Origin of the sequence: Enterococcus sp. 3G6_DIV0642 (assembly GCF_002140635.1) — a bacterium.
GTDB lineage: Bacteria > Bacillota > Bacilli > Lactobacillales > Enterococcaceae > Enterococcus_D > Enterococcus_D casseliflavus.
In genome coordinates, this window is record NZ_NGLH01000001.1 from 1848848 (window position 1) to 1875766 (window position 26919).

The 26919-nt window shown below is 42.6% G+C and carries 27 protein-coding genes; 6 read left to right on the forward strand and 21 right to left on the reverse strand.

Translation table 11 applies throughout. The features are described from left to right. Positions 1-41 precede the first annotated feature (41 nt). Positions 42-254: a hypothetical protein gene (locus A5878_RS08840; protein ID WP_005236082.1), complete on the forward strand. Its 213-nt coding sequence runs from the start codon at positions 42-44 to the stop codon at positions 252-254. A gap of 76 nt (positions 255-330) precedes the next feature. Here the strand turns inward: A5878_RS08840 and A5878_RS08845 are convergent, their stop codons facing one another. The 7 genes from A5878_RS08845 to obgE all read right to left on the reverse strand — a co-directional run bounded on the left by A5878_RS08845 (position 331) and on the right by obgE (position 7622). Further along, a complete protein-coding gene (locus A5878_RS08845; RefSeq protein WP_005226167.1) occupies positions 331-843 on the reverse strand; it encodes an adenine phosphoribosyltransferase in 513 nt (170 codons plus the stop codon). Between the two features lie 11 nt (positions 844-854). After that, a complete protein-coding gene (gene recJ, locus A5878_RS08850; protein WP_074536927.1) occupies positions 855-3155 on the reverse strand; it encodes a single-stranded-DNA-specific exonuclease RecJ in 2301 nt (766 codons plus the stop codon). A 146-nt stretch (positions 3156-3301) separates the two neighbouring features. Continuing rightward, positions 3302-3739, reverse strand: coding sequence for a lipopolysaccharide assembly protein LapA domain-containing protein (locus A5878_RS08855; RefSeq protein ID WP_005226169.1), 438 nt, complete (start codon positions 3737-3739; stop codon positions 3302-3304). Positions 3740-3751: 12 nt separating this feature from the next. Beyond that, entirely contained in the window at positions 3752-4540 is a 789-nt protein-coding gene (locus A5878_RS08860; protein ID WP_015509761.1) for an SDR family oxidoreductase, read from the reverse strand. Then, positions 4524-5480, reverse strand: a complete 957-nt coding sequence (gene rnz, locus A5878_RS08865; protein WP_034857404.1) for a ribonuclease Z — start codon at positions 5478-5480, stop codon at positions 4524-4526. The genes A5878_RS08860 and rnz overlap by 17 nt, the downstream gene beginning before the upstream one ends. Positions 5481-5552: 72 nt before the next feature. After that, on the reverse strand, positions 5553-6128 hold the full coding sequence (locus A5878_RS08870) for a DUF456 domain-containing protein (RefSeq protein ID WP_010748409.1): 576 nt from the start codon (positions 6126-6128) through the stop codon (positions 5553-5555). Positions 6129-6308: 180 nt separating this feature from the next. Beyond that, a complete protein-coding gene (gene obgE, locus A5878_RS08875; RefSeq protein WP_005226173.1) occupies positions 6309-7622 on the reverse strand; it encodes a GTPase ObgE in 1314 nt (437 codons plus the stop codon). A gap of 248 nt (positions 7623-7870) precedes the next feature. Here obgE and gap point away from each other — a divergent pair, with 248 nt between their 5' ends. Further along, complete coding sequence (gene gap, locus A5878_RS08880; RefSeq protein ID WP_005226174.1) at positions 7871-8881, forward strand: type I glyceraldehyde-3-phosphate dehydrogenase; 1011 nt, start codon at positions 7871-7873, stop codon at positions 8879-8881. A gap of 52 nt (positions 8882-8933) precedes the next feature. Here gap and A5878_RS08885 read toward each other — a convergent pair whose 3' ends face one another. Further along, on the reverse strand, positions 8934-9884 hold the full coding sequence (locus A5878_RS08885; protein ID WP_074536925.1) for an alpha/beta hydrolase: 951 nt from the start codon (positions 9882-9884) through the stop codon (positions 8934-8936). Positions 9885-10062: 178 nt separating this feature from the next. Continuing rightward, positions 10063-11154: a DUF871 domain-containing protein gene (locus A5878_RS08890; protein ID WP_074536924.1), complete on the reverse strand. Its 1092-nt coding sequence runs from the start codon at positions 11152-11154 to the stop codon at positions 10063-10065. Between the two features lie 182 nt (positions 11155-11336). Here A5878_RS08890 and A5878_RS08895 point away from each other — a divergent pair, with 182 nt between their 5' ends. Next, the gene (locus tag A5878_RS08895; RefSeq protein ID WP_179190639.1) at positions 11337-12086 is read left to right on the forward strand and encodes a peptidylprolyl isomerase; all 750 of its coding nucleotides are present in this window, start codon (positions 11337-11339) and stop codon (positions 12084-12086) included. 50 nt (positions 12087-12136) lie between these two features. Here the strand turns inward: A5878_RS08895 and fabZ are convergent, their stop codons facing one another. Further along, positions 12137-12577, reverse strand: coding sequence for a 3-hydroxyacyl-ACP dehydratase FabZ (fabZ, locus tag A5878_RS08900; protein WP_005226178.1), 441 nt, complete (start codon positions 12575-12577; stop codon positions 12137-12139). Positions 12578-12783: 206 nt separating this feature from the next. Here fabZ and fabI point away from each other — a divergent pair, with 206 nt between their 5' ends. Further along, on the forward strand, positions 12784-13539 hold the full coding sequence (fabI, locus tag A5878_RS08905) for an enoyl-ACP reductase FabI (RefSeq protein WP_005226179.1): 756 nt from the start codon (positions 12784-12786) through the stop codon (positions 13537-13539). Between the two features lie 140 nt (positions 13540-13679). Continuing rightward, the gene (locus tag A5878_RS08910) at positions 13680-14597 is read left to right on the forward strand and encodes a mechanosensitive ion channel family protein (protein ID WP_086295435.1); all 918 of its coding nucleotides are present in this window, start codon (positions 13680-13682) and stop codon (positions 14595-14597) included. 35 nt (positions 14598-14632) lie between these two features. On the opposite strand, the gene cbpB is transcribed toward A5878_RS08910, so the two are convergent. From cbpB to A5878_RS08950, 8 genes are all read right to left on the reverse strand, one after another. Continuing rightward, positions 14633-15136: a cyclic-di-AMP-binding protein CbpB gene (cbpB, locus tag A5878_RS08915; protein WP_005226181.1), complete on the reverse strand. Its 504-nt coding sequence runs from the start codon at positions 15134-15136 to the stop codon at positions 14633-14635. 109 nt (positions 15137-15245) lie between these two features. Next, a complete protein-coding gene (locus tag A5878_RS08920) occupies positions 15246-15758 on the reverse strand; it encodes a metallophosphoesterase (protein WP_074536749.1) in 513 nt (170 codons plus the stop codon). Beyond that, positions 15755-17107 (reverse strand): ribonuclease PH, encoded by a 1353-nt coding sequence (rph, locus tag A5878_RS08925; protein ID WP_005226183.1) that lies wholly within the window; start codon positions 17105-17107, stop codon positions 15755-15757. Before rph ends, A5878_RS08920 begins: the two co-directional genes overlap by 4 nt. Beyond that, positions 17108-17923, reverse strand: a complete 816-nt coding sequence (racE, locus tag A5878_RS08930; RefSeq protein WP_015509769.1) for a glutamate racemase — start codon at positions 17921-17923, stop codon at positions 17108-17110. A 232-nt stretch (positions 17924-18155) separates the two neighbouring features. After that, complete coding sequence (locus tag A5878_RS08935; RefSeq protein ID WP_005226185.1) at positions 18156-18812, reverse strand: amino acid ABC transporter permease; 657 nt, start codon at positions 18810-18812, stop codon at positions 18156-18158. Positions 18813-18829: 17 nt separating this feature from the next. Continuing rightward, positions 18830-19477, reverse strand: coding sequence for an amino acid ABC transporter permease (locus A5878_RS08940; protein WP_005226186.1), 648 nt, complete (start codon positions 19475-19477; stop codon positions 18830-18832). Between the two features lie 11 nt (positions 19478-19488). After that, positions 19489-20298: a transporter substrate-binding domain-containing protein gene (locus A5878_RS08945; protein WP_005226187.1), complete on the reverse strand. Its 810-nt coding sequence runs from the start codon at positions 20296-20298 to the stop codon at positions 19489-19491. Positions 20299-20316: 18 nt separating this feature from the next. Further along, positions 20317-21054, reverse strand: coding sequence for an amino acid ABC transporter ATP-binding protein (locus tag A5878_RS08950; RefSeq protein WP_008381909.1), 738 nt, complete (start codon positions 21052-21054; stop codon positions 20317-20319). Between the two features lie 267 nt (positions 21055-21321). On the opposite strand from A5878_RS08950, the gene trpS reads away from it, so the two are divergent. Further along, complete coding sequence (gene trpS / locus A5878_RS08955) at positions 21322-22329, forward strand: tryptophan--tRNA ligase (RefSeq protein WP_005226189.1); 1008 nt, start codon at positions 21322-21324, stop codon at positions 22327-22329. 398 nt (positions 22330-22727) lie between these two features. On the opposite strand, the gene pheT is transcribed toward trpS, so the two are convergent. From pheT to A5878_RS08975, 3 genes are all read right to left on the reverse strand, one after another. After that, a complete protein-coding gene (pheT, locus tag A5878_RS08965; RefSeq protein WP_074536747.1) occupies positions 22728-25148 on the reverse strand; it encodes a phenylalanine--tRNA ligase subunit beta in 2421 nt (806 codons plus the stop codon). Next, positions 25149-26195 carry a phenylalanine--tRNA ligase subunit alpha gene (pheS, locus tag A5878_RS08970; RefSeq protein ID WP_005226191.1) on the reverse strand — a complete coding sequence of 349 codons (1047 nt, stop codon included), beginning with the start codon at positions 26193-26195 and terminating at the stop codon, positions 25149-25151. A 352-nt stretch (positions 26196-26547) separates the two neighbouring features. After that, positions 26548-26868, reverse strand: coding sequence for a helix-turn-helix domain-containing protein (locus A5878_RS08975; protein WP_005226192.1), 321 nt, complete (start codon positions 26866-26868; stop codon positions 26548-26550). Positions 26869-26919 lie beyond the last annotated feature (51 nt).

Below are 26919 nucleotides of genomic sequence, written 5' to 3' on the forward strand. Positions count from 1 at the left end.
GTATACAAACATAAGTTCGTATTATTTAAGGAGTGAATGAGATGAAAGCAGTTCGTCGATTTGGTTTTATGTTGTGGGTATTATTGATGGGAATTGTTATTGGCTATTTTGGCGTTTTAAGTGCTGTTCTGATTTTTTGCCCTCTAATGATGCTTTGGTTCATGCTTTGGGATGAAAAGAAATTCCGCCAAGCAGAGCGCAAACGTAACCGCCATTATTATCACGATCATGATTTTTATCGTTATGAACCATGATCCTTCCCCTACATACGCCCATAAGGCAGCAGAAACAAAAAAGGACTCCAGCGAGTCCTTTTTTGTTTCTGCTTTTTTAGTATTCCATTAACGTCTTGATTTCGACACCTTGGATCTTGTCTCTTCCATGTAGATCCATCAGTTCGATCAAGAAGGCACAGCCAACAACGATACCACCTAGTTTTTCTACGAGTTCGATCGTTGCTTTGATCGTTCCACCAGTTGCTAGTAGATCATCACAGATCAAGACACGTTGACCTGGTTTGATGGCATCGGCGTGCAGCGTCAAGACATCCACACCGTACTCTTTTTCATATTCTGCTTCAATCGTTTCCCGTGGCAATTTGCCTTTTTTACGTACTGGGGCAAAGCCGACACCTAATTGATAGGCAACTGGACAACCAACGATAAAGCCACGGGCTTCAGGTCCTACCACCATATCGATGCCTTTTTCTTGTGCATACTCAACGATTTGTTGTGTCGCATACCGATACGCTTCTCCATCTGCCATCAATGGCGAGATGTCCCGAAAAATAATTCCCTCTTGGGGATAATCAGGAATACTAGCAATATACTCTTTTAAATCCATTTTCTTTCCTCCTAGACTGTCAACCACTGACGAAGGGTTGATAAATCACTCATTAATAAAAATTCTTCTGTTTTGATCAGTTTTTGTCGTTGCTGATACAAATGACTCTCCGTCAATGGACGGGAAACAGGATCAGCAGTTTTATTCAAAACACCATCTTGTATTGTAACAAATTCCAGCTCAGAAAACACCTGAATCATGAAAATAAGTAATTTTTGTGGAATTTTTAGATAGTCAGCGACCATCTTTAGTTTGTAACGAATGTCCAAACGAGGCTGCTGTTTGATCAGTTGAAAGAGACGACTGTATTGCTCTCTTGTCCCTACCCCATCTAAATAAGCATCTTCTGTCGAGTAGAAAACAAAAGCAACTCTTGACGCCTGGAGCGCTTGAACGATCTCTTTGATCACTGCAGGGTCAGCAGGACAATCTAAAAATGCAATCTCTTGGAACTGACCAGCACGAAAAGTATCTTCCAAGGCTGTAACTGAGTCAAATATGGTGGTTTGCCCACAAAAGCCTTGCAATTCCCGAGGAAGTTTCTGCTTGAAAAGAACGCCTAGTGTTTGACTGCCCAGAGAGACACCTTGACGGCTTCTTTTCGAACGATAATCAAATAGCTGAATCCCTTCCACTGCAAAATCATCCAACATGAGCTGCGGTTTTTTGTTGCCATTCCATTCATTGATGGAAAGCTGACCAACGATCGATAAGCGGTCGTTTTCAAACGCTACTAAATCTTTTCCAAAACCAAACCCAATGACATCCAGCTGCGTGTTAGACTCATCGCTCATCACTAACTTCAAATGCTGATTTTCTGAACCAATCTGGCGAGCATTTTGAGTCATCAGATTAGAAAATAAAAATTTCGGTAAGGGGTTGTCCGTTCCAAAAGGCGCTAAGACTTTTAATGATTCAATAAAACTGATCGAAACTTCTGTTAACGGTAGCTCCTCATCGATCGCTAAGGGGATGCCCTGACTGAGGTCAATGGCATTTTCTTCAACGTAACGATTCATTTGGGCTTGCAGCATATCTAAATGATCGATGGGGATACTTAATCCAACTGCTGCATGATGGCCGCCAAAGCTAGTAAACATGTCTTTCATCGTCGACAGCATTTCAAACAGATTCAACGCAGCAATGCTTCTTCCCGACCCTTTGGCTAAGCCATTTTCTTTTTTGGTCAAAACGATCACTGGTTGTCCTGTACTTTGCATGATTCGCCCTGCCACGATCCCTAAAACGCCTTCGTGCCAATGATCTCCCACCACCAAATGAACATGGTTCGCAGGATCGATTTTTACTTGTGCTTCTTTCATGATTTCTTCAACAAAGGTTTTTCGCTGCTGATTGATTGTATCTAAGGTTTTCGCTAAGCTTACTGCCTCTTCTTCATCGAAGGTAGTCAACAAGCGAACAGCCGGATTGGGATCCTCCAAACGACCGATCGCATTTAACCGTGGTCCAACGGCGAAGCCAATATCTGTTTCGTTGACTGTTTGTTTTTTTAAACCGCTGACTGACAGCAACTCATTCAGTCCGATGCGATCCGATTGCTGAATCATTTTCAACCCGTTGCTGACTAATAGCCGATTCTCATCGGTTAAAGAAACCATATCAGCGATCGTCCCAATCGCAACAAGATCAAGCAATTCCACTGGCACTTCTTCTAACAAAGCGCAAGCCACTTTAAATGCAACGCCGACTCCAGCCAAATCACCAAAAGGATAGTTTCCTTGAGGGTGACGGGGATGGACAATAGCAAACGCCTCCGGTAGTTCTGCAGGTAGTTCATGGTGATCTGTGACGATCACGTCAACTCCTTGTCCTTGAGCATAAGCAATCGCCTCATGACCAGACACCCCATTGTCGACGGTGATGATCAATTGCGTCCCTGCTGCAATTTTATCTTGATAGACAGTTAGATTGGGCCCATATCCATCTGTAAAACGATTAGGCAAATAATACTCAGCTTCCGCCCCTAGCAATTCCAACGTTTCCTTTAACACGGTAGTGCTCGTAATCCCATCCGCATCGTAATCACCATAAATCAAGATTCGTTCGCCATTTAAAATCGCTTCATGGATTCGTTCCACGGCTTTAGCCATATCATGAAACAAAAACGGATCATGAAGATATTGCAGGTCCGTTGATAAAAAAGCATCGAGCGCCTCTGCTGTTCGAATATTTCGCTGCCATAGCAACGCGCCGATCCGCTCAGGGATCTTTCTTTCTTGGATCAGCTCTTTAAATACTGGGGTCGTTTCGCTTTCTTGCGGACGCACCCAATGAAAATTTGCACGTTTCACCAAATCACTCCTAACTAGGATATTATAGCAAAGTTTATGCAAAAAAGAAAAACAACGAGAGAAACAGCACTCGTTTTACAACACAAAAAAAGAGCTTGCAGCAAATCTTGCACTAGCAAACTCTTTTTTTGTGAAACGTCGTTCTTTTAGGCTTGCGATTCAAAAGACTTCATTTCCTCATCGATCGTTGGCGGCGTGGATGCGCCCGCAGCACGTGAGGAAAGCTGGGCTTCTTGATCATCGAGCTGCTGCTGTCTTGCCGCTAACTCCGCCTGCTTGTTCGTGTATTCCCGTTCCAAAGCTTCTCGCTGTTCTTGGAGAACCTTCTCGTTATTCGAACGATAATCTGAGAGCTCTTTTCTCAATTGCTTTAGTTCTTTTTTTTGGCGGAACATTGCGCTTGTGGAAACCAGCAGCAAAATCAATGCGCCTAACAAAGCAGAACCAATAATGACTAAGATCAGTGGCGATTGAATCGTTGTGAAGCCAAAGTTGATCGGGACAGTCATATTGTTTGCAACGGCAAATAAAACGATCACTAAAATCAGTAAAATACCAACGATAACACGCCATTGATTTTTCATGGGCTTCAACTCCTATTTTTTGTTGAACATCGTTCCCGCCATATAATCGCCGATTGAAGGAAACAGCGTATATAGTTTCGCAGCAGCGCCTAAAATATGTGGGCGATTGATTTCTCGTTTTGGATGGATCATCGCTTTGACGATCGTTTGCGCTAATTTGTTCGGTTCGAGCACTAGGCTGCCCACCGACGATAAGTAACTACCGCTTGGGTCTGCTTGGTCAAAGAATGCCGTTTCGATCGGTCCAGGATTGACCGTTGTTACGTTGATCCCTAATGGTTTTAGTTCTAAACGTAATGCGTTAGAAAAACCGAGCACAGCAAATTTTGTTGCAGAGTAGACGGCCGTTTTTGGCGTAGCGATCTTACCTGCGATCGAAGCAACATTTATGATATGACCATGCTTTTGTTCAGCCATTTGGATCGCTACTTGCTGGGTCAAAACCATCATGCCAAGCACATTGACTTCGAACATATTTCGGATGACCGCCGGGTCCATCTCTGTAAATTCTTGAAAGATCCCGTAGCCAGCATTATTGACGAAGACATCGATCTTACCAACTTTTTCATTGATTTTTTCTAGTAAGCGCTCCACACTTTCAGGATTTGCTACATCCAATTGAAACGCATACGCTTCTTTGCCGCTTAATTCCATACATTGTTCTTTGACTTTCCCAATCAGATTCGTTCTTCGGGCACAAGTCACGACGATCGCACCACGTTTTGCGGCTTCATAACAGATTTGTTCTCCAAGTCCAGCAGAGCCACCTGTTACAACGACAACTTTATTCTCTAAATTCATCTGTTTCTTCCTCTCCGGCAAAAGGGATCTCGACAATATCAAAATCTTTGACGATCAACGTATTCGGAAATACTTCTTTTGCTTCATTTACTAAATTTGTAATATCTTTGCCAACGTAACGCGCACTGATATGGGTCAACAGCAAACGCTTCGCTTGAGCTTCTTGTGCCACTTCGGCAGCTTGCCGCGTCGTCGAGTGAAAATAAGCGCGAGCCAACTTGGCTTCTTCTTTGTTAAAGGTACTTTCATGCACCAATACATCCGCATCTTCTGCTAGCAGTACGGCGTTTTGACATTTACGCGTATCACCTAATATCGCCACGATCCGACCTTTTTTCGCTTGGCCCAAGAAATCAGCCCCATTGATTTGACGTCCATCGTCAAGGGTAACTACTTCACCTTTTTTCAAACGACCGAAGAGCGGCCCAGGTTTCAACCCAAGTTCCAGTAAAGCCTGCACTTGCAATTCCCCTTGATGGCTTGCTTCAACAATCCGATAACCAAAACTGTCAATGCCATGATCAAGACGCAGACACGATACTTCAAATTGCTGATCTTTAAAAAGAATCCCTTCTTCTTCAATCTCGAAAAAATGTAAGGGGTAGCTGACTTTGGTCTGAGAAATCCGCAAAACGGTTTGAACGTATGCTTTGATCCCCTTGGGTCCATAAATCTCTAGAGGCGTGTCGCCTCCTTGAAAGGAGCGGCTGCTGATCAATCCTGGCAACCCATAGATATGGTCACCATGAAGATGAGTGATAAAGATTTTTTCAATCTTTCGTGGACGAATCGTAGAATGCAAAATCTGCATTTGCGTCCCTTCGCCACAATCAAAAAGCCAAACGGCATTCCGTTCATCTAAAAGTCGTAACGCAATGCTGGTCACGTTTCGATGTTTCGCAGGCACACCCGCGCCTGTTCCTAAAAATTCTAATTCCATAAGCTTCTTTCCTTTCATCTCTTTCCAATTTTAGCGGAAAAGAAATCAAGTTGCAATTGAAGCTTGTGGATTTTATTTCTCAGATTGGCGATCTTCTGCGTCGTTATGAGAGTTTTTCCAGTCTTCTTGAACGCGTGCTTTGGTGGATTCTTCGACTTTCTTAGCCGTTTCAATCTCTGCTTCCACTTCATCGTAGTCAAAGCGCGTGATGTCACCGCCTAATTCATTCATGATCAATTGATTCAAAGGACGATTGTCTTCTTCATCTGCGATCAATAATAACCCCGTATCACCAACACCAATTTGGTTTCCGACATGTTCAAAAAGCATTTGCGCATTTTGGATCTCTTTTGCATCACGAGTAGCACCGATCATACTGCCACCAAACCAGCCCAGCATGATTCCTAAAGGTCCGCCTAGCACGCCAACGAGCATCCCGATCAATCCACCCGTTGATGTCTTATTGTTCCCAGTAAAATCGAGAAAGTCCTCGACTTTAAATTGATGCACGCCTTCATTGGTGTGGGTAAGAACTGCCATTTGTTCCCCTTTGATCTTCCGTTCCATATGCATCCGTTTCACTTCCGAAAAGGCTTGGTACGCTTTGGCACTGGCATCAAAATTCATTACAATGACACGTTTTGACATAAAAATCGCTCCCTTTGGTTTATTTGTTCTCTTCTTTATTTTAACAGTAAATCATTTAAATGAAAAAAGAAACCAAAAAGACTACCGATCATTGATTTCTTAGTGAAAATCAATGATCGGTAGTCAAATCCACTGCAGCTAAAAAGGTATTTTTTAGGCAAATGATGTTCTTTTAAACGATTATTCGACAAACTCGAACTCGAAGTTGCCGATCCGAACGATATCGCCGTCTTTGGCACCGCGCGCCCGTAATGCTTCATCGACACCTAAACCACGCAGCTGACGAGCAAAACGCATCACGGTCTCATCATGATCAAAATTCGTCATCTGGAATAGTTTTTCGATTTTTTCACCGCTCAAGATCCAAGTTGCATCAGGATCGCGATCAATTGAGAACTCTGGTTCATCCGATTGGAAGCCATAATGAACAACATCTTCTTCCATTTCTTCATCGTATAAAAGAAACTCAGGGGTGACTTCCAATAGATCCGCTGTCGCATTCAACAAGGCATCGATTCCCTTACGAGTGACACCAGAGATTGGGAAAATCATTGGTTCATCCGCGAACTCATCCGTTTTTTCTTTTGCCAGCTGCTCTTTGAAAAGGGCTAGGTTTTCTTCAGCATCCGGCATATCCATCTTATTGGCAACGATGATTTGTGGTCGCTCTAGTAAGCGCAAGTTATGGGTCGACAATTCATTGTTAATGGACAAATAGTCCTCGTATGGATCGCGTCCTTCCATGCCACTCATATCGATCACATGTAAAATGACGCGGGTCCGTTCGATATGGCGTAAAAACTGAGTCCCTAAACCAACCCCTTGTGAGGCTCCTTCGATCAGACCAGGTAGATCAGCGACCGCAAAACTACGGCCATCAGTAGTTGTTACCATACCTAAATTTGGTACCAGCGTGGTAAAATGATACGCACCAATTTTTGGTCGAGCAGAGGAAATCACAGAGAGTAATGTAGACTTCCCAACTGAAGGGAAACCAACTAGACCAACATCTGCTAAAACTTTCAATTCGAGCTCGATTTTTCTTTCTTGACCAGGTTCTCCATTCTCAGCTAATTCTGGGGCTGGGTTTTTCGGAGAGGCAAACCGAATGTTGCCACGGCCGCCACGGCCACCTTTAGCAATCACTAATGTTTGGCCTTGCTCAATCAAATCACCTAATAAGGCACCTGTTTCAGCGTCACGAACGGTCGTTCCCTGTGGTACTTTGATGTAGGTATCATCTGAGCCACGACCGTGCATTCCTTTACTCATGCCGTTTTCCCCGGGTTGCGCTTTAAAATGACGATTAAAACGGAAATCCATTAATGTACGCAGACCCTCGTCTACGACTAAAATGACATCACCACCACGTCCACCGTCACCACCTGCGGGTCCGCCGTCTGGGACATATTTCTCTCGGCGAAAAGCAACCATTCCGTCGCCGCCTTTTCCTGCTTTGACATCGATTGTCACTTGATCTAAAAACATGGACATTATTTGTCCTCCATTCTTTTTTTACTACCTTCTATACTTTTTGATTATCAGTTATCTCACCTTAAGTGGTTACTATTTCTCTAATAAGAAAGTCTATTTTATTGTAACGACCGAAACGTCTTTTGTCTATCTTTTCTCATGGGTTTCCGTAAGAAATCGCGAATTCTTAAGGGTTATTCTTTGACAGTCACTTGAAATCGTAGCAAACTTTTAAGTGTACCAGACACAATCAAAGGAGGAAACAAGAAATGACAGTAAAAGTTGGAATCAATGGTTTTGGACGAATTGGACGTTTGGCTTTTCGTAGGATCAAAGAAGTTTCTGCCGATATTGAAGTTGTGGCAATCAATGATTTAACGAGTCCAGTCATGTTAGCACACTTATTGCAATTTGACTCGACCCACGGCACGTACCCTGGAACTGTTACTGCAACGGATAATGCTATTGTTGTCGATGGCAAAGAGACCCGTGTGTACGCTGAACCAGACGCAAGCAAAATCCCTTGGGCAAAAGAAAATGGCGTCGATATCGTTTTAGAATGCACGGGTTTTTACACTTCCGCAGAAAAAGCACAAGCCCATCTTGATGCGGGTGTCAAACGCGTCGTTATCTCCGCACCAGCTGGTAATATGAAAACGATCGTTTACAATGTCAACTCCGACACGTTAACACCAGAGGATACTATAATATCCGCAGGTTCTTGTACGACCAACTGCTTAGCTCCGATGGCCTACTTTTTAAATGAGGAATTCGGGATCGAAGTTGGTACGATGACGACGGTACATGCCTATACTTCTACACAAATGCTATTGGATGGTCCGGTAAAAGGCGGAAACTTAAGAGCCGCTCGGTCCGCTGCAGATAACACGATCCCTCACTCGACGGGTGCTGCTAAAGCGATCGGTCTAGTTATCCCAGAATTAAATGGCAAATTACAAGGACACGCCCAACGGGTTCCTGTCGTCGATGGTTCTTTAACAGAATTAGTCTCAATTTTGAAAACCAAAGTAACCGCCGATGAAGTCAATGAAGCGATCAGAAAACACACCGTCGATAATCCGTCATTCGGTTACGATGACCGTGAGATCGTCTCTGGAGATGTGATTGGTACCACCCAAGGTTCTATCTTTGATCCGACACAAACAGAAGTAACCACGGCTGGCGATTTCCAACTGGTGAAAACCGTCGCTTGGTATGATAATGAATATGGCTTTACTTGCCAAATGATTCGTTTACTAGAAGAATTTGCTCGTTTGTAAGTCAATGAGTAGGCAAAAAGTGCCGGTTCTGAAAAAAGAACCGGCACTTTTTTTATTCACTTGCTGGATGATCGTATTTTTCCAAGAAAGCCGCGATTTTTTCTTTGTAAAGCGCTGGATCTGTTTTGTAGCTTTTCGCATGCTCGGCACCTGAAACAACCCACTTTTCTTTTGGTGCATCGGTCGCGTTATACAAAATTTCCAGCATCGAATAAGGAACAAACGTATCCGCATCGCCATGGATAAAAAAGATTGGACGCGTATTCTTTTGCAGTTGTTTGACTGCATCTGCTTCACCAAAGAAATACCCCGCTCGGATTTTTGTGACAAGACTAGTGACATTCATCAATGGAAAGGCCGGTAGACCAAACAATTGATCGAGTTGATACCCCAATTCTTCATTGACGTTGGTATACCCACAATCTTCAATGATAGAAGTGACATTTTTCGGCAAGTCTTCCCCACTGGTCATCATTACCGTGGCAGCCCCCATACTGATGCCATACAAAGTGATCGTCTCTTCAGGACCATTTTTTGCGAGTACTTCATCAATCCATTGCAGATAATCCTTACGTTCGTGCCACCCAAAACCAATATAATCTCCTTCACTTTGACCATGCCCTCGAGCGTCTGGAACCAAGACATTATAGCCTAAATCATGATACATCTTAGCATAGTCCGCCATCGTTTCTGCATTCCCCATGTAGCCATGCGCGATGATCGCCGTTTTTCCTCGATTCTTCTCCTCTGCCGGTAGATAAATGGCGGATAATTTTAAATCGTCTTCAGAAGTCAGCTGCCACATCTCACGATTTGCTGGATCTGTAAACCAATTTTGCGATTCATTTCCTGTCTGATTTTCATCCGTACCAGGGGTATCTCCTTCCAAAAAATCTTTTTCTGAAGGAACCACCGCATAATCGTAAAAATAATTTCCTGCATACCCTAATCCTGCAATTGCTAATACAGCCACTCCGATGGCAATCTTCCAGCGCAATTTCACACTTGTCACGTCCTCTTGTTATATAGTTTACATAATATTATTATGGTTTCATCGTTCTTCATGGAAAGAACCCACTACATAAATTACCGTTTTTTGCTCGTGTTTGTCAATTGCAAGCGCCCAAAAAGAAAACCATTGCCAACACGCTTTGTTGGCAATGGTTGATTTCTCGTGATAATTAGTTATTTTCGACCAATTTAAAACTTGACCAAGGTTTCAAAAATTCTAATAAGAATAGTTCCTCATCAGCGATTTTCCCAACGACATTGACGCGGCCATCATTTTTCATTGCTTTCAAGGCGATTTGCGTCTCACCTTTGTATTGTCCATAGCCAGCATTATCGATCAAGACATCCCCTCTTACCATATCACGGGTATCATGAGGTGGAAATTCCTTGTCTTTATAATAGATCCGCGTCATCGTTGAACGCAAGATGTACTCTGAGCGATCTCCTCGATAGCTTTGCAGATTATCGAAGAGACAAATTCGTTCATCTTCAGTGATTCCGTCAACGACATCGACTCTTAATGTCGGATAATCAGCATGAAACGCTTCAGCCATTGCTGCCAATTCTGCTTCTGAAGCATAGGCATTTCCAATAGAGATATCATCGATCAAACCAGTCAACACTAAATGTTTGACTTGTGTAGCTAGTGGCAGATCACGATGGTCTTCCAAAGAGCACAAACCATCTTGTGTTGGCCATGGACCGAAATCAGCTTCGTGAGAATTCACGAAAGCCATCGTATTTAAATTGTATTTGCGGAATTTTTCCGAACAAAAAACAAAATGGTCATAGCCTAACCCTGAATAGCGATGAGGATAGAAGTTATGCGAACCGAGTAAATTTTCAGTATTAGGTGAATAACTCATGATGTTATCCACGTAGCTCGTGCCGCTGCTCATATTGATTTCGATTTTGATCCCGTAAGGATTACGGGTCATTTTGGCTTCTTCTGAACCAGTGAAACCAATATCTAACCGAACACCGTAAGCCCCCATCTCATCAAAGAAGGATAAATCATCATAAGAAATACCTAACTGTTCGAATAAACCAGGATTGATATCTACCATGACTTCCATTCCTAACTGATTGGCATAATCCACGACTTGTTTAAAGTCTGCCAAGACTTTTTCTTTATCATCGTTGATTTGCAGCAAACTGGTAAATACCCGTTTAAAGCCGTATTTGTGTGCCAAGTCTAGATACGCTTTGTCCTTTTCAAACGTTGAGCGCTCTGGATAAATCGATATCCCTAATTTTCCCATCAAAAAAACCTCCTGTAAATTCTATCCGTTTATTATAATGAATCCTCTTTCATTATAGCAAACATCTAAAAAGTGGTCTACACCTTTCCGTCTGTTTCTTTCTCATTCCACAAAATCTGCGCTTTCTTCTATGTCTCTTTTTTGTTATGATTATCATTAAGAAAACTGGAAGGAATGAAAGAATGAAAAAAATCCTATTCACACTGACAGCAGCTGCTAGCCTTTTATTACTAGCTGCTTGTACAGGTTCAAGTACCACCGATCCCTCATCAAGCAATTCGGCAGAAAGCACGTCAACCTCAGAATCTGTTGACTTGAATGCCCTGGAATTGCCGCAATTATCAACGGATGTGCAAGAGAATGAAGCTTTAGTTGAAATGGTAACGGAAGAAGGCTCGATCAAAATCAAACTTTTCCCAGAGATCGCGCCCAAAGCAGTCGAAAACTTTTTGACCCATGCCAAAGATGGGTATTATGACGGCTTGACTTTCCATCGTGTCGTAGAAGAGTTTATGATCCAAGGGGGCGACCCTAATGGTGATGGCACTGGCGGAGAAAGCATTTGGGGCGAAGGATTCGGCGAAGAATACTCGAACCAGCTTTATCACTTGCGAGGCGCATTAGCAATGGCAAAATCAAGTGCGCCAAACAGCCAAGGCAGTCAATTCTACATCGTTCAAAATGATCAAGATGTATCTGACGGTCTAGCGATCCAACACTATCCTGAAAAAATCATCGAAGCCTACAAAAATGGTGGAACACCACAATTGGACGGCAGCTATACCGTTTTTGGTCAAGTGATTGAAGGCATGGATGTCGTAGATAAAATTGCACAAGCAGAAACCCAAGACTCTGGCAATGGTGAGAATTCTCAACCGGTTGAGCCAGTGAAGATCGAAACGATCAAGGTCTTACAAGAAGTCAAAGAATAAATAAAAAACCGCTGAAGTCTCCGATATTCGGGAATTTCAGCGGTTTTCTTTTATTTTTGGTCGCCAACGATAAAGGTGAATTCGCATTCCGCAGCTTTTTTGCCGTCCACTGTAGCGACCGCATCAGCAGTTCCTACAGAGCCTTTGATTTTAGTGATCTCGAAAACAAGTTTCATGGTATCTCCCGGAACAACTTTTTGACGGAATTTGGCTTTGTTGATGCCGCCGATATACGCCGTTCTACCTTGGAATTCCTCGGATTTCAAGATCAGGATCGATCCTGCTTGTGCCAATGTTTCTAAAATCAAGGCACCTGGCATTACTGGATTTCCTGGGAAATGTCCTTGGAAAAAGTCTTCGTTGATGGTGACATTTTTCGTTGCGATAATCTTTTTGCCAGACTCGATTTCATCGACGTAATCAATATATATAATTGGATAGCGATTTGGAATCAAATCCATGACTTCTGTTTCAGTCAATAGTTTTTTCATGGTTTCCCTTCCTTGCTTAAGAATTTATTATAGTTTGATTATCAAAGTATCATAGTTCAGCGAAATTCGCAACTAAATATTTATTAAGAAAAAAATAGTTTGACAATCAAACAATTATGCTTAATAATTAGAAATCAAGATAGTTTGATTTACTATTTGTCATTATACGTATTTTATTATTGTTGAATTTATTAAGGAGTGGAATTATGAGTTTTTTAACCGGTAAAAAAGTTGTCGTCATGGGCGTTGCTAACAAACGCAGTATCGCTTGGGGCTGTGCACAAGCATTAAAAGCACAAGGAGCCGAAGTGATCTACACGTATCAAAACGACCGCATGAAAAAGCCTTTAGAGCGCTTATTGGAATCTGATGAATTTGTAGTGGAATGTGACGTCGCCAATGACGAAAGCATTGCTTCCGCCTTTGAAACGATCAAAGAATATGCAGGTGAGATCCATGGTGTTGTCCATGCCGTTGCTTATGCCAATAAAGAAGATCTATCTGGCGATATTTTGAATATTTCTCGTGACGGTTATGCTTTGGCGCAAGACATCAGCAGTTATTCATTGATTGCCGTCACTAAATATGCCAAACCAATCTTAGCTGAAAATGCTGGAATCGTTACCCTTTCCTACTTAGGTGCCGAACGGGCAGTACCGAACTACAATATGATGGGGATTGCAAAAGCCGCTTTAGAATCAAGCGTTCGCTATTTAGCTGCCGAACTTTCACCGCAAAAAATCCGCGTCAATGCGATTTCAGCTGGTGCCATCAAGACGCTGGCAGTAACTGGTGTAAAAGACTATCAAAAACTGATCCAATTGTCAGAGGATCGAACACCTGATCATATTGGTGTGACGATTGAAGAAGTGGGCAATACTTGTGCCTTCTTGATCAGTCCATTATCAAGCGGGATTATCGGCGAAGTGATTTTCGTTGATAAAGGCGTTCATTTATCTTAATCAATGATTGTCATAGAAAAGCCTGCCTACCCGTTGGCTAAGCAGGCTTTTTCTGAAAAAAACAGGTATTTCAGAAAACCTCCTTTGCATTTCTATTTTATCTTCGTTAAAATAGATGCAGTAAGACTTGGAGGGATTTTATGAAACAACTGCTACTTGCAGCTAGCACGACCGATTCAAGTGGTTCCAGCATTACCGAACCAGCAGCTGCTCAGCTCAATGCATTACAAAAATGGTGGGCATCGATCGACTGGGAATCGATCATTGGCCTACTGATCCAAAAAGCACTGATGCTGCTTTTTTTGTGTATCTTATTCGGAATTTTATTAAAAATAAGCAACATGATCATTGACCGGATCTATCGGTCCTATGAAAAAAAAGCCACCTTCAATGTGAGTCGAATCAACACGATCCATACTCTGATCCGCAATACGGTTCATTACACATTAGGCTTCTTTTTTGTCTATGCATTCCTTTCTACCATCGGTGTACCTGTAGGCTCGCTACTAGCCGGTGCCGGAGTCGTCGGTGTCGCCCTCGGTCTCGGTGCCCAAGGCTTTATGAATGACTTGATTACTGGCTTCTTTATTATTACCGAACAACAAATCAACGTTGGTGATTACGTCCGCTTGACCAATCTGACGCTTGAAGGTACAGTGACGGCCGTCGGTATTCGGACTGTTCAATTAAAATCCGTTGATGGAACCGTTCATTATATCCCAAATCGTAACATCACAACCATCAGTAATACATCCAGAGCCAATATGCAAGTCGTGGTAGACGTACGTATCTTACCATCTGAAGGCTTAGATGAAATACGTGCCATCATTGAAGAAGTCAATGAACAGATTGCTCAGCAGCACGAAGAAGAGATTCAAACGGCCCCTACGGTCTTCGGTCTGGTGGATCTAGGAAACAACAACTTTGCAATTCGCACGACCATGTATGTGACCAACGGTACGCAATGGAAAATCAAAGAGGAATTTTTGGCCGCATCGATCGATGCATTAACTGCCAAAGGCTATACGATCCCCAATGCGCCGATCGTCGGTATTTAAAAAAAGGTTATCCCGAAACTGGGATAACCTTTTTTCTATACCACATGTAGTTCATCTGTCATCTTTGGGGCATCTTCTTTCGAAATCAGCAAATAGCGTCTTTCGATTTCATGCGCCAAATGATTGACGGATTTTAAAATCTCTTTGCGGGTGATAATCCCAACAAAGACATTGTCATCATCAACGATCGGCAAGAATGCTTGATCCACTAACAGATGCAGCATACTTTCCAACTCATCGTTTTCTTTGATGCAATTCACATTGACTTCCATGACATCTGCCACAGTCAGCCCTTCAATATTTTCCATACTGAAGCCAGTGAGATCCATCATTCGTTCTACGATGTTTGAGAGGCTGATTAAGCCGACTAAATGGTCCTCACTATCTAGTACTGGGATCTTTGAATAGCCCACTTTTGATAAAACAAGCAATGCGTGACTCAAAGGGTGGTTATAAAATACCGATGCCACATTCTCTGCCGGCACCAAGAAATTTTCTTGATTCTCGAGTAATATTTTTTCTACGGTCTGTCCTATCAATCTAATTGCCTCCATTTCACAGCTACTCTTCTATTTTACTTGAAAATGAGAATAGAAAGTAGAAACCTGCAAAATTATAATGAAATTTTTACTTTTTGATTCCGCTTACTTAACGTGTAAAAACGAAAGCTAGCTCTGGGACTTTATGAAAGGAACGATCATAGTATTGGATTGCCCATTGTTCTGGCGTACTTTCAATAATCGCAAAACTTTTGATTTGAATTTGCCCTCGCGGTTGGGAAATACTGCCGGGATTCAAGAAAAGTCGATTCCCGACTTTCTCACAAGCAATTTGATGCGTATGACCAAACAAAGCGATCGAGGCATCTGCTTGTTGCGCTTTTAAGCCTAATTTGGTTACGCCAAAACGAACATCCGCCAAATGGCCATGGGTCATATAGATGATATCCAGCGGCGTTTTAACGATACGCTCATTCGGAAAACCACCACCGTAATCGCAATTCCCACAAACGACTTGGAATGTTTCCCATAAAGGATCCGTTTCAGGAAGTTCTGAATCCCCACAGTGAAGGAACAAATCGACTTGATTTTCGAATTCATTTTTAAGATCAACAAGAATCTCACGATCTGAATGATTGTCACTGACAACTAAGTATTTCATACATTTTCTCCTTCTAACCACTCCTGCCACTGTTCCTGCAGTTTTTTGATTGCTAGGCCACGGTGGCTCACTCGGTTCTTTTCTTCTTGACTCATTTGGGCTGCGCTTTGCTCTGAACCATCAGGAATAAACAATGGATCGTAGCCGAACCCATTTTCTCCGCGAGGGATGCGACCGATTCTCCCCGGCCATTGAGCTTCAACCACCAAACTCTCTTTTCCTGGCGCTGCAAAAACTAACGTACAGTGAAATTGGGCACTGCGTTTGTCATCTTCGACATCCGTCAATTCATAGAGCAATTTTGCATTATTGGCAGCGTCACTTTTTTGCTCACCAGCAAATCGAGCAGAGTACACCCCTGGCCGCCCCCCTAGTGCATCGACTTTCAGTCCTGAGTCATCAGCTAACACCGGTCTTCCCAAAATTCTGGCGATGGTTTCGGCTTTAAGGCGGGCATTTTCTTCAAAGGTGGTGCCGGTTTCTTCAACATCTGGCAAGGAAGGATAGTCTTTTAAGGTACGGACATCGTAACCTGCTGCGCCAAATACGGCTTTAAATTCCTTGGCTTTTCCTGGATTGCCTGTAGCAATGACGATCGTTTTTTCGGGAATCTCATAAGGGGGTTCATCTGGTAAAAACAGTGCCTCTTTTTGATAGGCAATCAATTCTTCGATAGCCGTTTTTCCGTAAATCAGCATCTCATTCAACTGCTGACCATCAAAGGTCGCTTCTTCCCCAGTTCCTTGCAATTCGACAAATCGACCAGATTCCGTCATCACCAAATTCATGTCAACAGCAGCTGAAGAATCTTCTTGATAATCGAGATCGGTCACACAGGTGCCATCTGGTAAGATCCCGACACTAATTGCTGCCAAATGCTCCTTGATTGGATCTTCCGTCAATGCTTTGTCACGCAACAAGGTATCGATAGCTAAACGCAACGCGACAAATGCGCCGGTAATACTAGCTGTTCGGGTACCGCCATCTGCTTGAACGACATCACAATCGACCACGATACTGCGCTCCCCTAATTTTTCTAAATCGACTACTGCGCGCAAGGAACGAGCGATCAGCCGTTGGATCTCCATCGTCCGACCAGAAAGCTTGCCTTTGGCACTTTCTCGACGATTACGAGTGTTGGTCGCTCGTGGGAGCATACTGTATTCGGCTGTGACCCAGCCTTTTCCCGTATCTCGTAAAAACGGAGGGACCCGATCTTCAATCGTTGCCGAACAGATCACGGTTGTGTCACCAAAAGAGATCACAACCGATCCTTCGGGGTGTTTGTAGACGTTGGTTTGAATTTTAACTGGTCTTAACATTGTTTCTTTTCTGCCATCATGTCGCATTTAAAAGCCTCCTAAATCAGTGTGAATCGATGAGATCGTGTCTAAATCAAGCCAATCATTGGCAATCTCATCAAACATTTTCGGTGAACCAGTAGTAAAAAATGCATGTTGCGGATGCGGATCGTCCTGACTCGTTGCTGCAATGGAAAAATAGTCCAACAAGGTACTGACTTCCCCCACCGTTTCTGCCCCTGAATCAATCAGCTGGATATGAGCGCCCAATTCATTTTGAATCAAAGGACGCAATAAAGGGTAATGGGTACAACCCAAAATCACTGTATCTAACCGTTTGTTTTTCAATGGTCGCAACGTTTCTGCCACGATTTTCTTGGCGACCGAGCTATGGTATTGTTTGCTTTCTACGATCGGCACAAACTTCGGGCAAGCCAAACTGACGACGGACGCATGGGGCGCTTTGCCATGAAGCGCGCGCTTGTAAGAGTCACTTTTGATCGTTCCGTTTGTCCCGATGACACCGATTCGTTGGTTTTTGCTTGCTTTGACTGCTGCTCGACTGCCAGGCAGGATCACGCCGATCACTGGGATCGCTAGTTGTTCTTTGATTTCTTCAAGGGCGACCGCTGTCGCTGTATTACAAGCGATCACCAACATTTTAATGTTTTTTTCTAATAAAAAACGGGTCATTTGCCACGTATACTCGATGACTTGCTCAGCAGGTCTCGGACCATACGGGCATCTGGCTGTATCTCCCAGATAAAGAATCGATTCGTTGGGTAATTGCTTGATTGCTTCTTTGACGACCGTCAACCCACCAACACCAGAATCGATAAAACCAATTGGTCTGTTGTTTGTCATAGTTTCCATCCTTTACATGAAAGAAAGAGTTTGGTGCATTTTTCTCTCTTATTCATTTTGGACTTTTTTTGTCTATTTTTCAAGTATTCCTTTCGCTTGCTAAAAAAGCTTTCCAAAAAAACCACGAAACGGTCAAAAATGAAAAAAGCCCCCACAATTGGCTTACACCCCACAAGTTGCACTTGCATGGGTGAAAGACCGATCGTGGGGATGTTTTTGACGATTATTCTTTTTAGTAATCGTACTGACGTTTTTCCAAAAAGCCAGAAAGCAATGACAAGGCATAACAAACCAAAAAGTATAAAACAGTCATTGCCAAAAACATAGGCAAAACATAGTTTGTGTTTTGACCATAAATGATTCGAGCATGATGAGTCAGCTCTGGTAAAGAAATAATCACAGCTAATGACGTATCTTTGATCAAAGAGATCAACTGACTGACGATCGCTGGCAGCATCGCTTTAAATGCCTGCGGCACGACGATGCTCCGCAATACTTCGACATAGCTTAGCCCTGTAGACAAACCAGCTTCCATCTGCCCTTTTGGCACAGAATTCAAACCAGCACGAAAGATTTCAGAAAGCATCGCTGATTCAAAAATCGTCAACGCCACAACCGCTGACCAAAAAATATTAAAGCGGATACCGATCTGCGGCAATGCAAAGTAAGTGAAAAAGATGATCAAGAGCAAAGGCAAGTTACGAATAACATCGATCACGACACCTAATACTTTAGAAAAGACTGGGATCGAGCTGAAGCGCAAAATACCGGCGATCCCTCCGATAATAAAGCTAAATAAAATCGATAGGATCGACACTTCAACTGTTACCCGCAAGCCATCGATCAAAAAGCGAATGTTAATCGCTGAAAAAGCTTCAAAAAAGTCCATAGTTCGTTAGCTCCTTTCTATGAGCGGACAGCCCAACGCCGTTCCAAGTAAACCATCAAATAAGACAATGGTAGGGTAATGATCAAATAGAAAAGACCAACAATGATATACGTATCAAATGTATTGAAGGTCTCACTTGCGATCAAATCGCCTTGATACATAATATCTAATCCTGCGACCATCGCCAAAATTGATGAATTTTTGACAAGATTGATAAATTGATTGCCTAACGGCGGTACGACGATCTTAAATGCTTGTGGCAGAATAATGTAGCGCATCGCTTGGCTGTAAGTAAAACCAGAAGACAAGGAAGCTTCCATCTGGCCTTTAGGGACCGTTTGAATCCCTGAACGGATCGTCTCAGCGATAAATGCCGATGTATAGATCGTTAAGCCGATCGTTCCTGCTTGAAAGCCGTCAAAAGAAACCCAATACATTGGCACAACGACATAAAAGAACATCACGATGATCAATAAGGGAATATTTCTAAAAAACTCAACATACGCTTTGGCAATCCCTTTGATGAGGCGATTGTCTGACAACTGAAAAATTGCCATTAAGGTTCCGATCAAAAGACTAAAAAACAGTGCGATCAAACTCGCCATGACTGTGTATTTAAAGCCTTCAATAAACTGACCGGTATACGTTTGAAATAATTCAACCATTCAGTTTCCTCCTACTCTACTTTTCCTGATTCGTCTTCAGGGAACCACTTGTTGTAAATCTCATCATAGGTTCCATCTTCACGCATTTCCCGCAAGGCTTGATTCACTGCATCAAGAAACGGCTTTTGTCCTTTATTGATGGCAATACCATAAGGTTCTTCTGTAAAAGTTTCGCCAACTAAATGGTAATTGGGATTTTCACTCGCCATCCCTAATAAGATCGCATTATCCGTGGTCATAGCATCCCCTTGACCAGATTGTAAAGCGGTAAAGGCTTCCGCATAATTCTCAAGTTCCAAAATTTGCGCTTCTGGTGCTGCTTCACGGATGTTGACAGCTGAAGTAGAGCCCTTCACGACCAATACAGTGGTGTCTGCGGTCAAATCTTCGATCCCTTGGATTGGACTATCTTTTGCGACTAATAAAGATTGTCCTGCATCAAAGTAGACATCGGAAAAATCGACCTGTTTTTTACGTTCTTCCGTGATAGTCATCGTGGCGATGATTGCATCGATGTTGCCGTTTTTCAAAAGAGGAATCCGGGTTTTTGAGGTAACTTCAACAAAGATGGCATTGCCATCACGACCTAAAATTTTCTCAGTGATTGCACGAGCGATATCAATATCGAATCCTCGTACTTCTCTGGTCGCGATATCCATTAATCCAAAAAGACGGGTATCGTTTTTTACGCCCCAAACGATCTGATTCGTCTCTTTGCTGTTTTCTAAAATATCGATCTCTGCGGCACTTTGTCCTTTACAACCTGAGAAAGTCACAAGGGCAAAGGCTAAGACTAGAAAGGAAAATATTTTCTTTCTCATAAGGGCTCCTCCTATGGCTTAATGATTTGTGACTTTGCTCAAGAATTGTTTTGCACGTTCGTCTCTTGGTGCATCAAAGAATCCATCGACATCGCGTCGGTCTTCTAAGACCTGTCCTTCCGCCATAAAGACGATTCGATCTGCTACTTCACGGGCAAAGCTCATTTCATGGGTAACAACGATCATGGACATGCCTTCACTGGCAATTTTTTTCATGACATCCAAGACATCACCAATCATTTCTGGATCCAATGCAGACGTTGGCTCATCAAAAAGCAGCATCTCTGGTTTCATCGCAAGCCCTCTGGCAATTGCGACCCGCTGCTGTTGTCCGCCAGATAACATGGAAGGATAGGAATCTTTTTTATCTAACATCCCTACCCGATCAAGAAGCTTTTCCGCCAAATTGATGGCTTCTTGCTCATTTTGTTTTAATACTTTGATCGGTGCCAACGTAATGTTTTCTAACACGGTTTTATTTGGATACAAATTGAAATGTTGAAACACCATGCCGATGTTTTTTCTAATTTCTGTCATTTTGACATCTTTGTCAAACAAGTTCTTGCCATTGACCAATAATTGACCACCTGAAATGGTTTCTAGACCATTAATCGTACGGAGCATTGTACTTTTACCAGATCCTGAAGGTCCGATAACAACAACGACCTCACCTTTTTCAAATTCAAGGTTGATGTTTTTTAATGCATGGAACTTTCCGTAATATTTCTCTACGTTCTTAAATTCGATCATTGCCATTGATTCACACTCCTAGCTTTTTTTAAAATTAAATGAGTAATTGGAAAGATTTGATTCATATTATAGCTCAATCTTTTTTCATTTGTAAAGGTGCTTTTCCAATGTTCCCCCCTTATTTCTGAAAAGACAAGTGCTATTTTACTTTGATGTGAGGTTTTTGTCCATGAAAAATTTTCTCACCCCATCAGATCACAAGGAGAACCGGTTGTTTCTTTTGCTAAAAAAAGGTAAGATAAACCATATAACAAAGGAAAAGGTGGAAAAAAAGTGAATACGATTTTAACTGGCGACCGCCCAACTGGCAAATTGCATCTTGGCCATTATGTGGGGTCTTTAAAAAAACGGGTCGAAATGCAAGCTGACCCTGAAAATCAGCTTTATATCATGGTCGCTGATATGCAGGCACTAACAGATAATGCAAAAACACCTGAGAAGGTCTCAGCGAATATTTTAGAAGTCGCTTTGGATTATTTAGCCGTTGGATTGGATCCAGCAAAAACAACGATGTTTATTCAATCGCAAATCCCTCAGCTCTCTGAATTGACGATGTACTACCTAAATTTAGTCAGTGTAGCACGCGTGCGACGCAATCCAACCGTTAAAGCCGAAATTGAACAAAAGAAATTTGGCGAAGGCGTCCCTTCTGGTTTCTTCATCTATCCAGTCTCTCAAGCAGCGGATATCACCGCTTTTAAAGCAAATTTAGTCCCCGTTGGAGAAGATCAAAAACCAATGCTGGAACAAACGCAAGAAATCGTGCATAGTTTTAATTCTACGTATAGTGAAGTATTAGTCGAACCAAAAGCGGTTTTACCGCCAAAAGGCATGGGACGTTTAGCGGGGATCGATGGGAACGGGAAAATGAGCAAATCACTGAACAATGGTATTTACTTAGCTGATCCAGCCGATGTATTACAAAAGAAAGTGATGAGCATGTACACGGACCCAAATCACATTCATGTCAACGACCCTGGACAAGTCGAAGGCAATATGGTCTTTACGTATCTTGATGTATTTGGCACTGAAAAAGAAAAAATTGCTGAATTAAAAGAACATTACACCCGTGGTGGATTAGGCGATGTCAAAATCAAACGCTATTTGATCGATGTTCTAGAAGCCGAATTTGCACCGATTCGTGAACGCCGTGAAGCTTTTGCAAAAGATCCCGGTGAAGTGATGAACTTATTAAAAATTGGTAGTGAAAAAGCAGAACAAGTTGCCGCCCAAACGTTAGCTGAAGTCAAAAATGCAATGGGCATCAATTACTTCGCCTAAAAAACAAGCCTTTACGGCTTGTTTTTTTGTTTACAAATCGGAATGAATTCTTTCATACAAAACCTATGTGTCTACTCTGTGTTAGATTTCACGAGAACCCTTCCTCCCCAGACTGACACTTTGTGTAATTTGATTTGATACTGTTTCTTGTACAAAAACCAAGAGAGCTGCCCTAAAAAATAACTTCATAAAATGCGGATTATAAAATCCTTTTTCCAAACCTTGCCAGGGTTTAAAAAAGTTGTACCTAAAAACTGGATTGCCTTTTATAGTGAAATCTTTTACGGCTCTCACTCAACTCCTAACATTCTTGTGTCATCTGAGCATCCATTATAATAGTAGAAAACGTTCCCCACCCAACTTCTTTGTATGGTGGAGAACGTTTTTCTCTTATTTGATTAGCGGATTTCTGCTTGAACTTTTTCTTCTAAGTTACGAGTAATTTTCGCTATTGCTTGATTGATCTCTTCATCCGTCAGGGTAGCTTCCGGATTGCTAAAGGTCAGGCTGTACCCTAATGATTTTTTGCCTGCTTCGATGTTTTTCCCTTGATACACATCGAATAAACGAATATCACTTAAGAAGCGACCTGCACTTTCGCGAATGATCTCCATCACGGACTGGTTATCGATCGTTTCATCAAGCAAGAGTGCCATATCCCGCGTTACTGATGGGAACTTAGAAACTGGCTGATAGACCAATTGTTCTGTTTTCGCTGCTAACAGTTGATCTAAGTTCAATTCAGCAACATAGGTTTCACTCACTTCATAATCTTTGGCGATCGACGGGTGGACTTGTCCCAAGAAGCCGATTTCTTGGTCATCTAGCAAGATCATTGCCGTACGGCCAGGATGCATCTCTTTGATAGCTGCCGTTTTTTGATAACATATACGGTCGGTTAATGCCAACGAATCAAATAGATTTTCTAAAATGCCTTTCAAATGGAAGAAATCAACTTTTTGAGCTTGGGTTTGCCAGTCTTTCTCATGGATATTTCCTGTCAAAGCTAGCCCTAAGTGATTGACTTCTGTTGGCAGCTCGTGCTTACTGTCGCCTGTTTGATAGAAGACGCGACCAATTTCATACAAAGCAACACGATTATTTTTACGTGCCAAATTGTACGCAACGTCGTCTAACAAACCTGAAATCAGATTCAAGCGCAAGACGGCACGCTCTTCGGTCATTGGCCAATCCAATCGAGTCACTTGGCTCGATTTATCCGTAAATTGTTGTGCCTTCTCTTCAGTGGTCAAAGCATAGCTGATGGCTTCACTGACCCCGTTGCCTTCTAATAGCGTCCGAACTTCTCTAGTCAGACGTTGCGCTTTGGTTAGATGACCGGCAACCGTTTCTCCTTGCGGTAAAGTCGATGGCAAACGATCATAACCGTAAATACGCGCCACTTCTTCAATGATATCTGCTTCGATCGTAATATCCCAACGACGAGGCGGTACAGAAACAATATAGCTGTCTGCTTCTTGACGATGACCAAAGCCTAATGCATCAAAGATTTCTTGCACTTCTTCATCCGTGATTTCTGTGCCTAAATAGCTATTGATTCGAGCTAGAGTGATTGTAACCTCCACAGGTTCTACTGCTACTTGGGAACCTATTACTGCTCCTTTTAAGACCGTTCCGCCAGCAAGTTCTGCAATCAGTGCTGCTGCTGCATCACAAGCTTTTGCAACCGTTGCTTGGTTGATCCCTTTTTCAAAACGAGCAGAGGACTCACTTCTTAAATTGAATTTCTTTGAGGTTAAACGAATCGCTAATGGATCGAACAAGGCCGCTTCTAAAGCGACTGTGGTCGTTGTTTCCGTGATTTCAGAATCAAGTCCTCCCATGACGCCTGCGAGCGCAACGGGTGTCGTTCCGTTGGTGATCACGATGTCTTCTGGGGAAAGCTGACGTGTTTCTCCATCTAAGGTAACCAGGCTTTCATTTTCTTTGCCGCGACGTACCAGTATTTCCTTGCTGTCTAGCTTTTGATAATCAAAAGCATGCAATGGTTGGCCAAATAATAGTAAGATATAATTCGTCACGTCTACGACATTATTGATTGGACGAATGCCTTCATTCATCAAGCGATTTTGCAGCCATTGTGGACTTGGGGCGATCGTTATACCATCAATAATTCGAATTTGGTAGGCGGGTGCATCTGTTGCTTCAGTGACCTTCACCTGAATTTTATCGGCAGCAGCTACTTCACTTTCAGTAAGTGCAATTTCAGGAAACTTCGGTGTTTGGCGATAGATCGCACCGACTTCATAAGCAACCCCCCGCATGCTCAACGCATCCGCACGATTCGGAGTGATCGATAATTCGATAATGTGATCATCCATATCAAGATAAGGAAAAACTGGTGTTCCTACTTCTGCTTCTGCTGGTAAGTAATAGATTCCTTCCGCGTATTCTTTGGGAATCACGCTGTCGGCGTATCCCAATTCTTGCAATGAACAAATCATGCCGTTCGAAACTTCTCCCCGCATCTTGCCCTTTTTGATTTTTACATTGCCCGCGATTCGAGAGCCTGGTAATGCCACAATGACTTTAATGCCGCTTTTGACATTTGGTGCACCGCAAACGATCTGTGAGTCTTCATCCTCACCAATATTTACTTGGCAAATCGATAGATGATCAGAATCTGGATGTGGTCGGCAGTCGGTCACTTCTCCGACAACGATTTTTTTTAAACCCTCTTCAGGCACGTCAATACCTTCGACTTCGATCCCCGTCACTGACATTTTATCCGCCAGCTCTTTTGGTGTGATCTCAGACAGATCAAGGTATTCATTTAACCATTTGTATGATACTAACATTTATTGTTCCCCCTTGAACTGGCGAATGAAACGCACATCATTTTGATAGAATTGGCGAATGTCGTTCACGCCGTAGCGCAGCATTGCCACTCGATCAGGACCTAAACCAAAAGCAAATCCTGAATATTGGGTTGGATCGATCCCTGACATTTCTAAGACGTTAGGATGCACCATTCCAGCACCGAGGATCTCGATCCAGCCAGTTTGTTTACAAACATTACAACCGGCACCACCGCACTTGAAGCAGCTGACATCGACTTCGACCGATGGTTCTGTGAAAGGGAAATAGCTTGGTCGCAAGCGAATTTGGCGATCTTCACCAAACATTTTTTGCATCATGACTTCTAAGGTTCCTTTTAAGTCACCCATCGTAATATTTTTATCGATCACCAAGCCTTCAATTTGATGGAATTGGTGGCTATGGGTCGCATCATCTGTGTCACGACGGAAAACTTTCCCTGGTGAGATCATCCGCAGCGGCCCTTTAGAAAAATCATGAGTCTCCATTGTTCTCGCTTGCACTGGTGACGTATGGGTCCGAATCAGCACTTCCTCTGAAATATAAAAAGTATCCTGCATGTCTCTGGCTGGATGATCTTTTGGCAGATTCATCCGTTCGAAGTTGTAATGATCTTTTTCCACTTCGTAGCCTTCAACTACTTGGTAGCCCATACCAACAAAGATATCTTCGATTTCTTCCATGATTTGCGTTAGCACATGGCGTGTTCCTCGGTCCATCTTTTTACCAGGCAAAGTCACGTCGATGGATTCTTCAGCAAGGGCCTTTTCCAAGTTTGCTGCTTCGATAGACGATTTTGCTTCTTCGATCGCTTCTGTCAAGATATCACGAATCTCGTTGGCATAGCTCCCCACCTTCGGCCGTTCTTCCGCAGAAAGATCTTTCATCCCCCGTAGAACTTCAGTAATGGGACCTTTTTTCCCAAGCACTTCCACTCGAATCTGATTCAAGTCATTCATGGTTGGACTTTCTTTGATTTTAAGCAATGTCGTTTCCTTCAATGCTTCTAATTTTTCTTGTAAAGACATGTGTTTCCTCCTTCTATACAGTGAATAGTGTAAAAAACGATTTGACTGGAAAAAGTGACGATCTTTTGATAAAAAGACAAAAAAAGACGTCATCCCTAAAAAAAGGAACGACGTCTCGTGTTACCATCCTCATTCGCGGAAAGTTCCGCGCACTCACTTCGGCTAACGACAGCAACACTGCCGACTGATTGTTCTCAGCAAGCTCCAGAAGTGAAATTCATTTTTCGAATACAGGACTTGCTTTCAGTCTGTGACAAGTCTCCCTTTTTCTGATCCAGCCAAATTACTAGTTTCTATCAACGCTTTTTTTACTATTCATTTAAGCCTAGTTTACCTAATTTCCGTTGAGAAATCAACTGCATTCTTCCTCACGTACCCAGGTTTCTGCCCAACGCTTCACACTCATCATACTCTTTTCAAGAGCAATACCTCTTGGCGTCAAGCAGTAAAGATTGTTTTCTTTGCAGACAATTTCTTCCCGCTCTAATTCTTTCAAGCGTTCGACTAACACCCGATCACTCACTTGAGGAATCTTGTTTGCTAACTCAACAAATCTTTGTTTGCCGTCTTCAAGAAGGACATCAATGATCAAGCCGTTCCACTTTTTGCCTAAAATAGAAAAAGCTTTTTCAAATTTAGGACAAAGGGCATAATCCGATTCTACTTTTATCATTCTCCATCACCTCTTTTACCTATTATAGCATATGACTTACGAAATGTAAGA

Coding starts and splice junctions, on each gene's coding strand:
- A5878_RS08840 (WP_005236082.1), top strand. CDS start 42: ATGAAAGCAGTTCGTCGATTTGGTTTTATGTTGTGGGTATTATTGATG.
- A5878_RS08845 (WP_005226167.1), bottom strand. CDS start 843: ATGGATTTAAAAGAGTATATTGCTAGTATTCCTGATTATCCCCAAGAG.
- A5878_RS08855 (WP_005226169.1), bottom strand. CDS start 3,739: ATGAAAAATCAATGGCGTGTTATCGTTGGTATTTTACTGATTTTAGTG.
- A5878_RS08860 (WP_015509761.1), bottom strand. CDS start 4,540: ATGAATTTAGAGAATAAAGTTGTCGTTGTAACAGGTGGCTCTGCTGGA.
- rnz (WP_034857404.1), bottom strand. CDS start 5,480: ATGGAATTAGAATTTTTAGGAACAGGCGCGGGTGTGCCTGCGAAACAT.
- A5878_RS08870 (WP_010748409.1), bottom strand. CDS start 6,128: ATGTCAAAACGTGTCATTGTAATGAATTTTGATGCCAGTGCCAAAGCG.
- obgE (WP_005226173.1), bottom strand. CDS start 7,622: ATGTCCATGTTTTTAGATCAAGTGACAATCGATGTCAAAGCAGGAAAA.
- gap (WP_005226174.1), top strand. CDS start 7,871: ATGACAGTAAAAGTTGGAATCAATGGTTTTGGACGAATTGGACGTTTG.
- A5878_RS08890 (WP_074536924.1), bottom strand. CDS start 11,154: ATGGGAAAATTAGGGATATCGATTTATCCAGAGCGCTCAACGTTTGAA.
- A5878_RS08895 (WP_179190639.1), top strand. CDS start 11,337: ATGAAAAAAATCCTATTCACACTGACAGCAGCTGCTAGCCTTTTATTA.
- fabZ (WP_005226178.1), bottom strand. CDS start 12,577: ATGAAAAAACTATTGACTGAAACAGAAGTCATGGATTTGATTCCAAAT.
- fabI (WP_005226179.1), top strand. CDS start 12,784: ATGAGTTTTTTAACCGGTAAAAAAGTTGTCGTCATGGGCGTTGCTAAC.
- A5878_RS08910 (WP_086295435.1), top strand. CDS start 13,680: ATGAAACAACTGCTACTTGCAGCTAGCACGACCGATTCAAGTGGTTCC.
- A5878_RS08920 (WP_074536749.1), bottom strand. CDS start 15,758: ATGAAATACTTAGTTGTCAGTGACAATCATTCAGATCGTGAGATTCTT.
- rph (WP_005226183.1), bottom strand. CDS start 17,107: ATGCGACATGATGGCAGAAAAGAAACAATGTTAAGACCAGTTAAAATT.
- racE (WP_015509769.1), bottom strand. CDS start 17,923: ATGACAAACAACAGACCAATTGGTTTTATCGATTCTGGTGTTGGTGGG.
- A5878_RS08935 (WP_005226185.1), bottom strand. CDS start 18,812: ATGGACTTTTTTGAAGCTTTTTCAGCGATTAACATTCGCTTTTTGATC.
- A5878_RS08940 (WP_005226186.1), bottom strand. CDS start 19,477: ATGGTTGAATTATTTCAAACGTATACCGGTCAGTTTATTGAAGGCTTT.
- A5878_RS08945 (WP_005226187.1), bottom strand. CDS start 20,298: ATGAGAAAGAAAATATTTTCCTTTCTAGTCTTAGCCTTTGCCCTTGTG.
- A5878_RS08950 (WP_008381909.1), bottom strand. CDS start 21,054: ATGGCAATGATCGAATTTAAGAACGTAGAGAAATATTACGGAAAGTTC.
- pheT (WP_074536747.1), bottom strand. CDS start 25,148: ATGTTAGTATCATACAAATGGTTAAATGAATACCTTGATCTGTCTGAG.
- pheS (WP_005226191.1), bottom strand. CDS start 26,195: ATGTCTTTACAAGAAAAATTAGAAGCATTGAAGGAAACGACATTGCTT.
- A5878_RS08975 (WP_005226192.1), bottom strand. CDS start 26,868: ATGATAAAAGTAGAATCGGATTATGCCCTTTGTCCTAAATTTGAAAAA.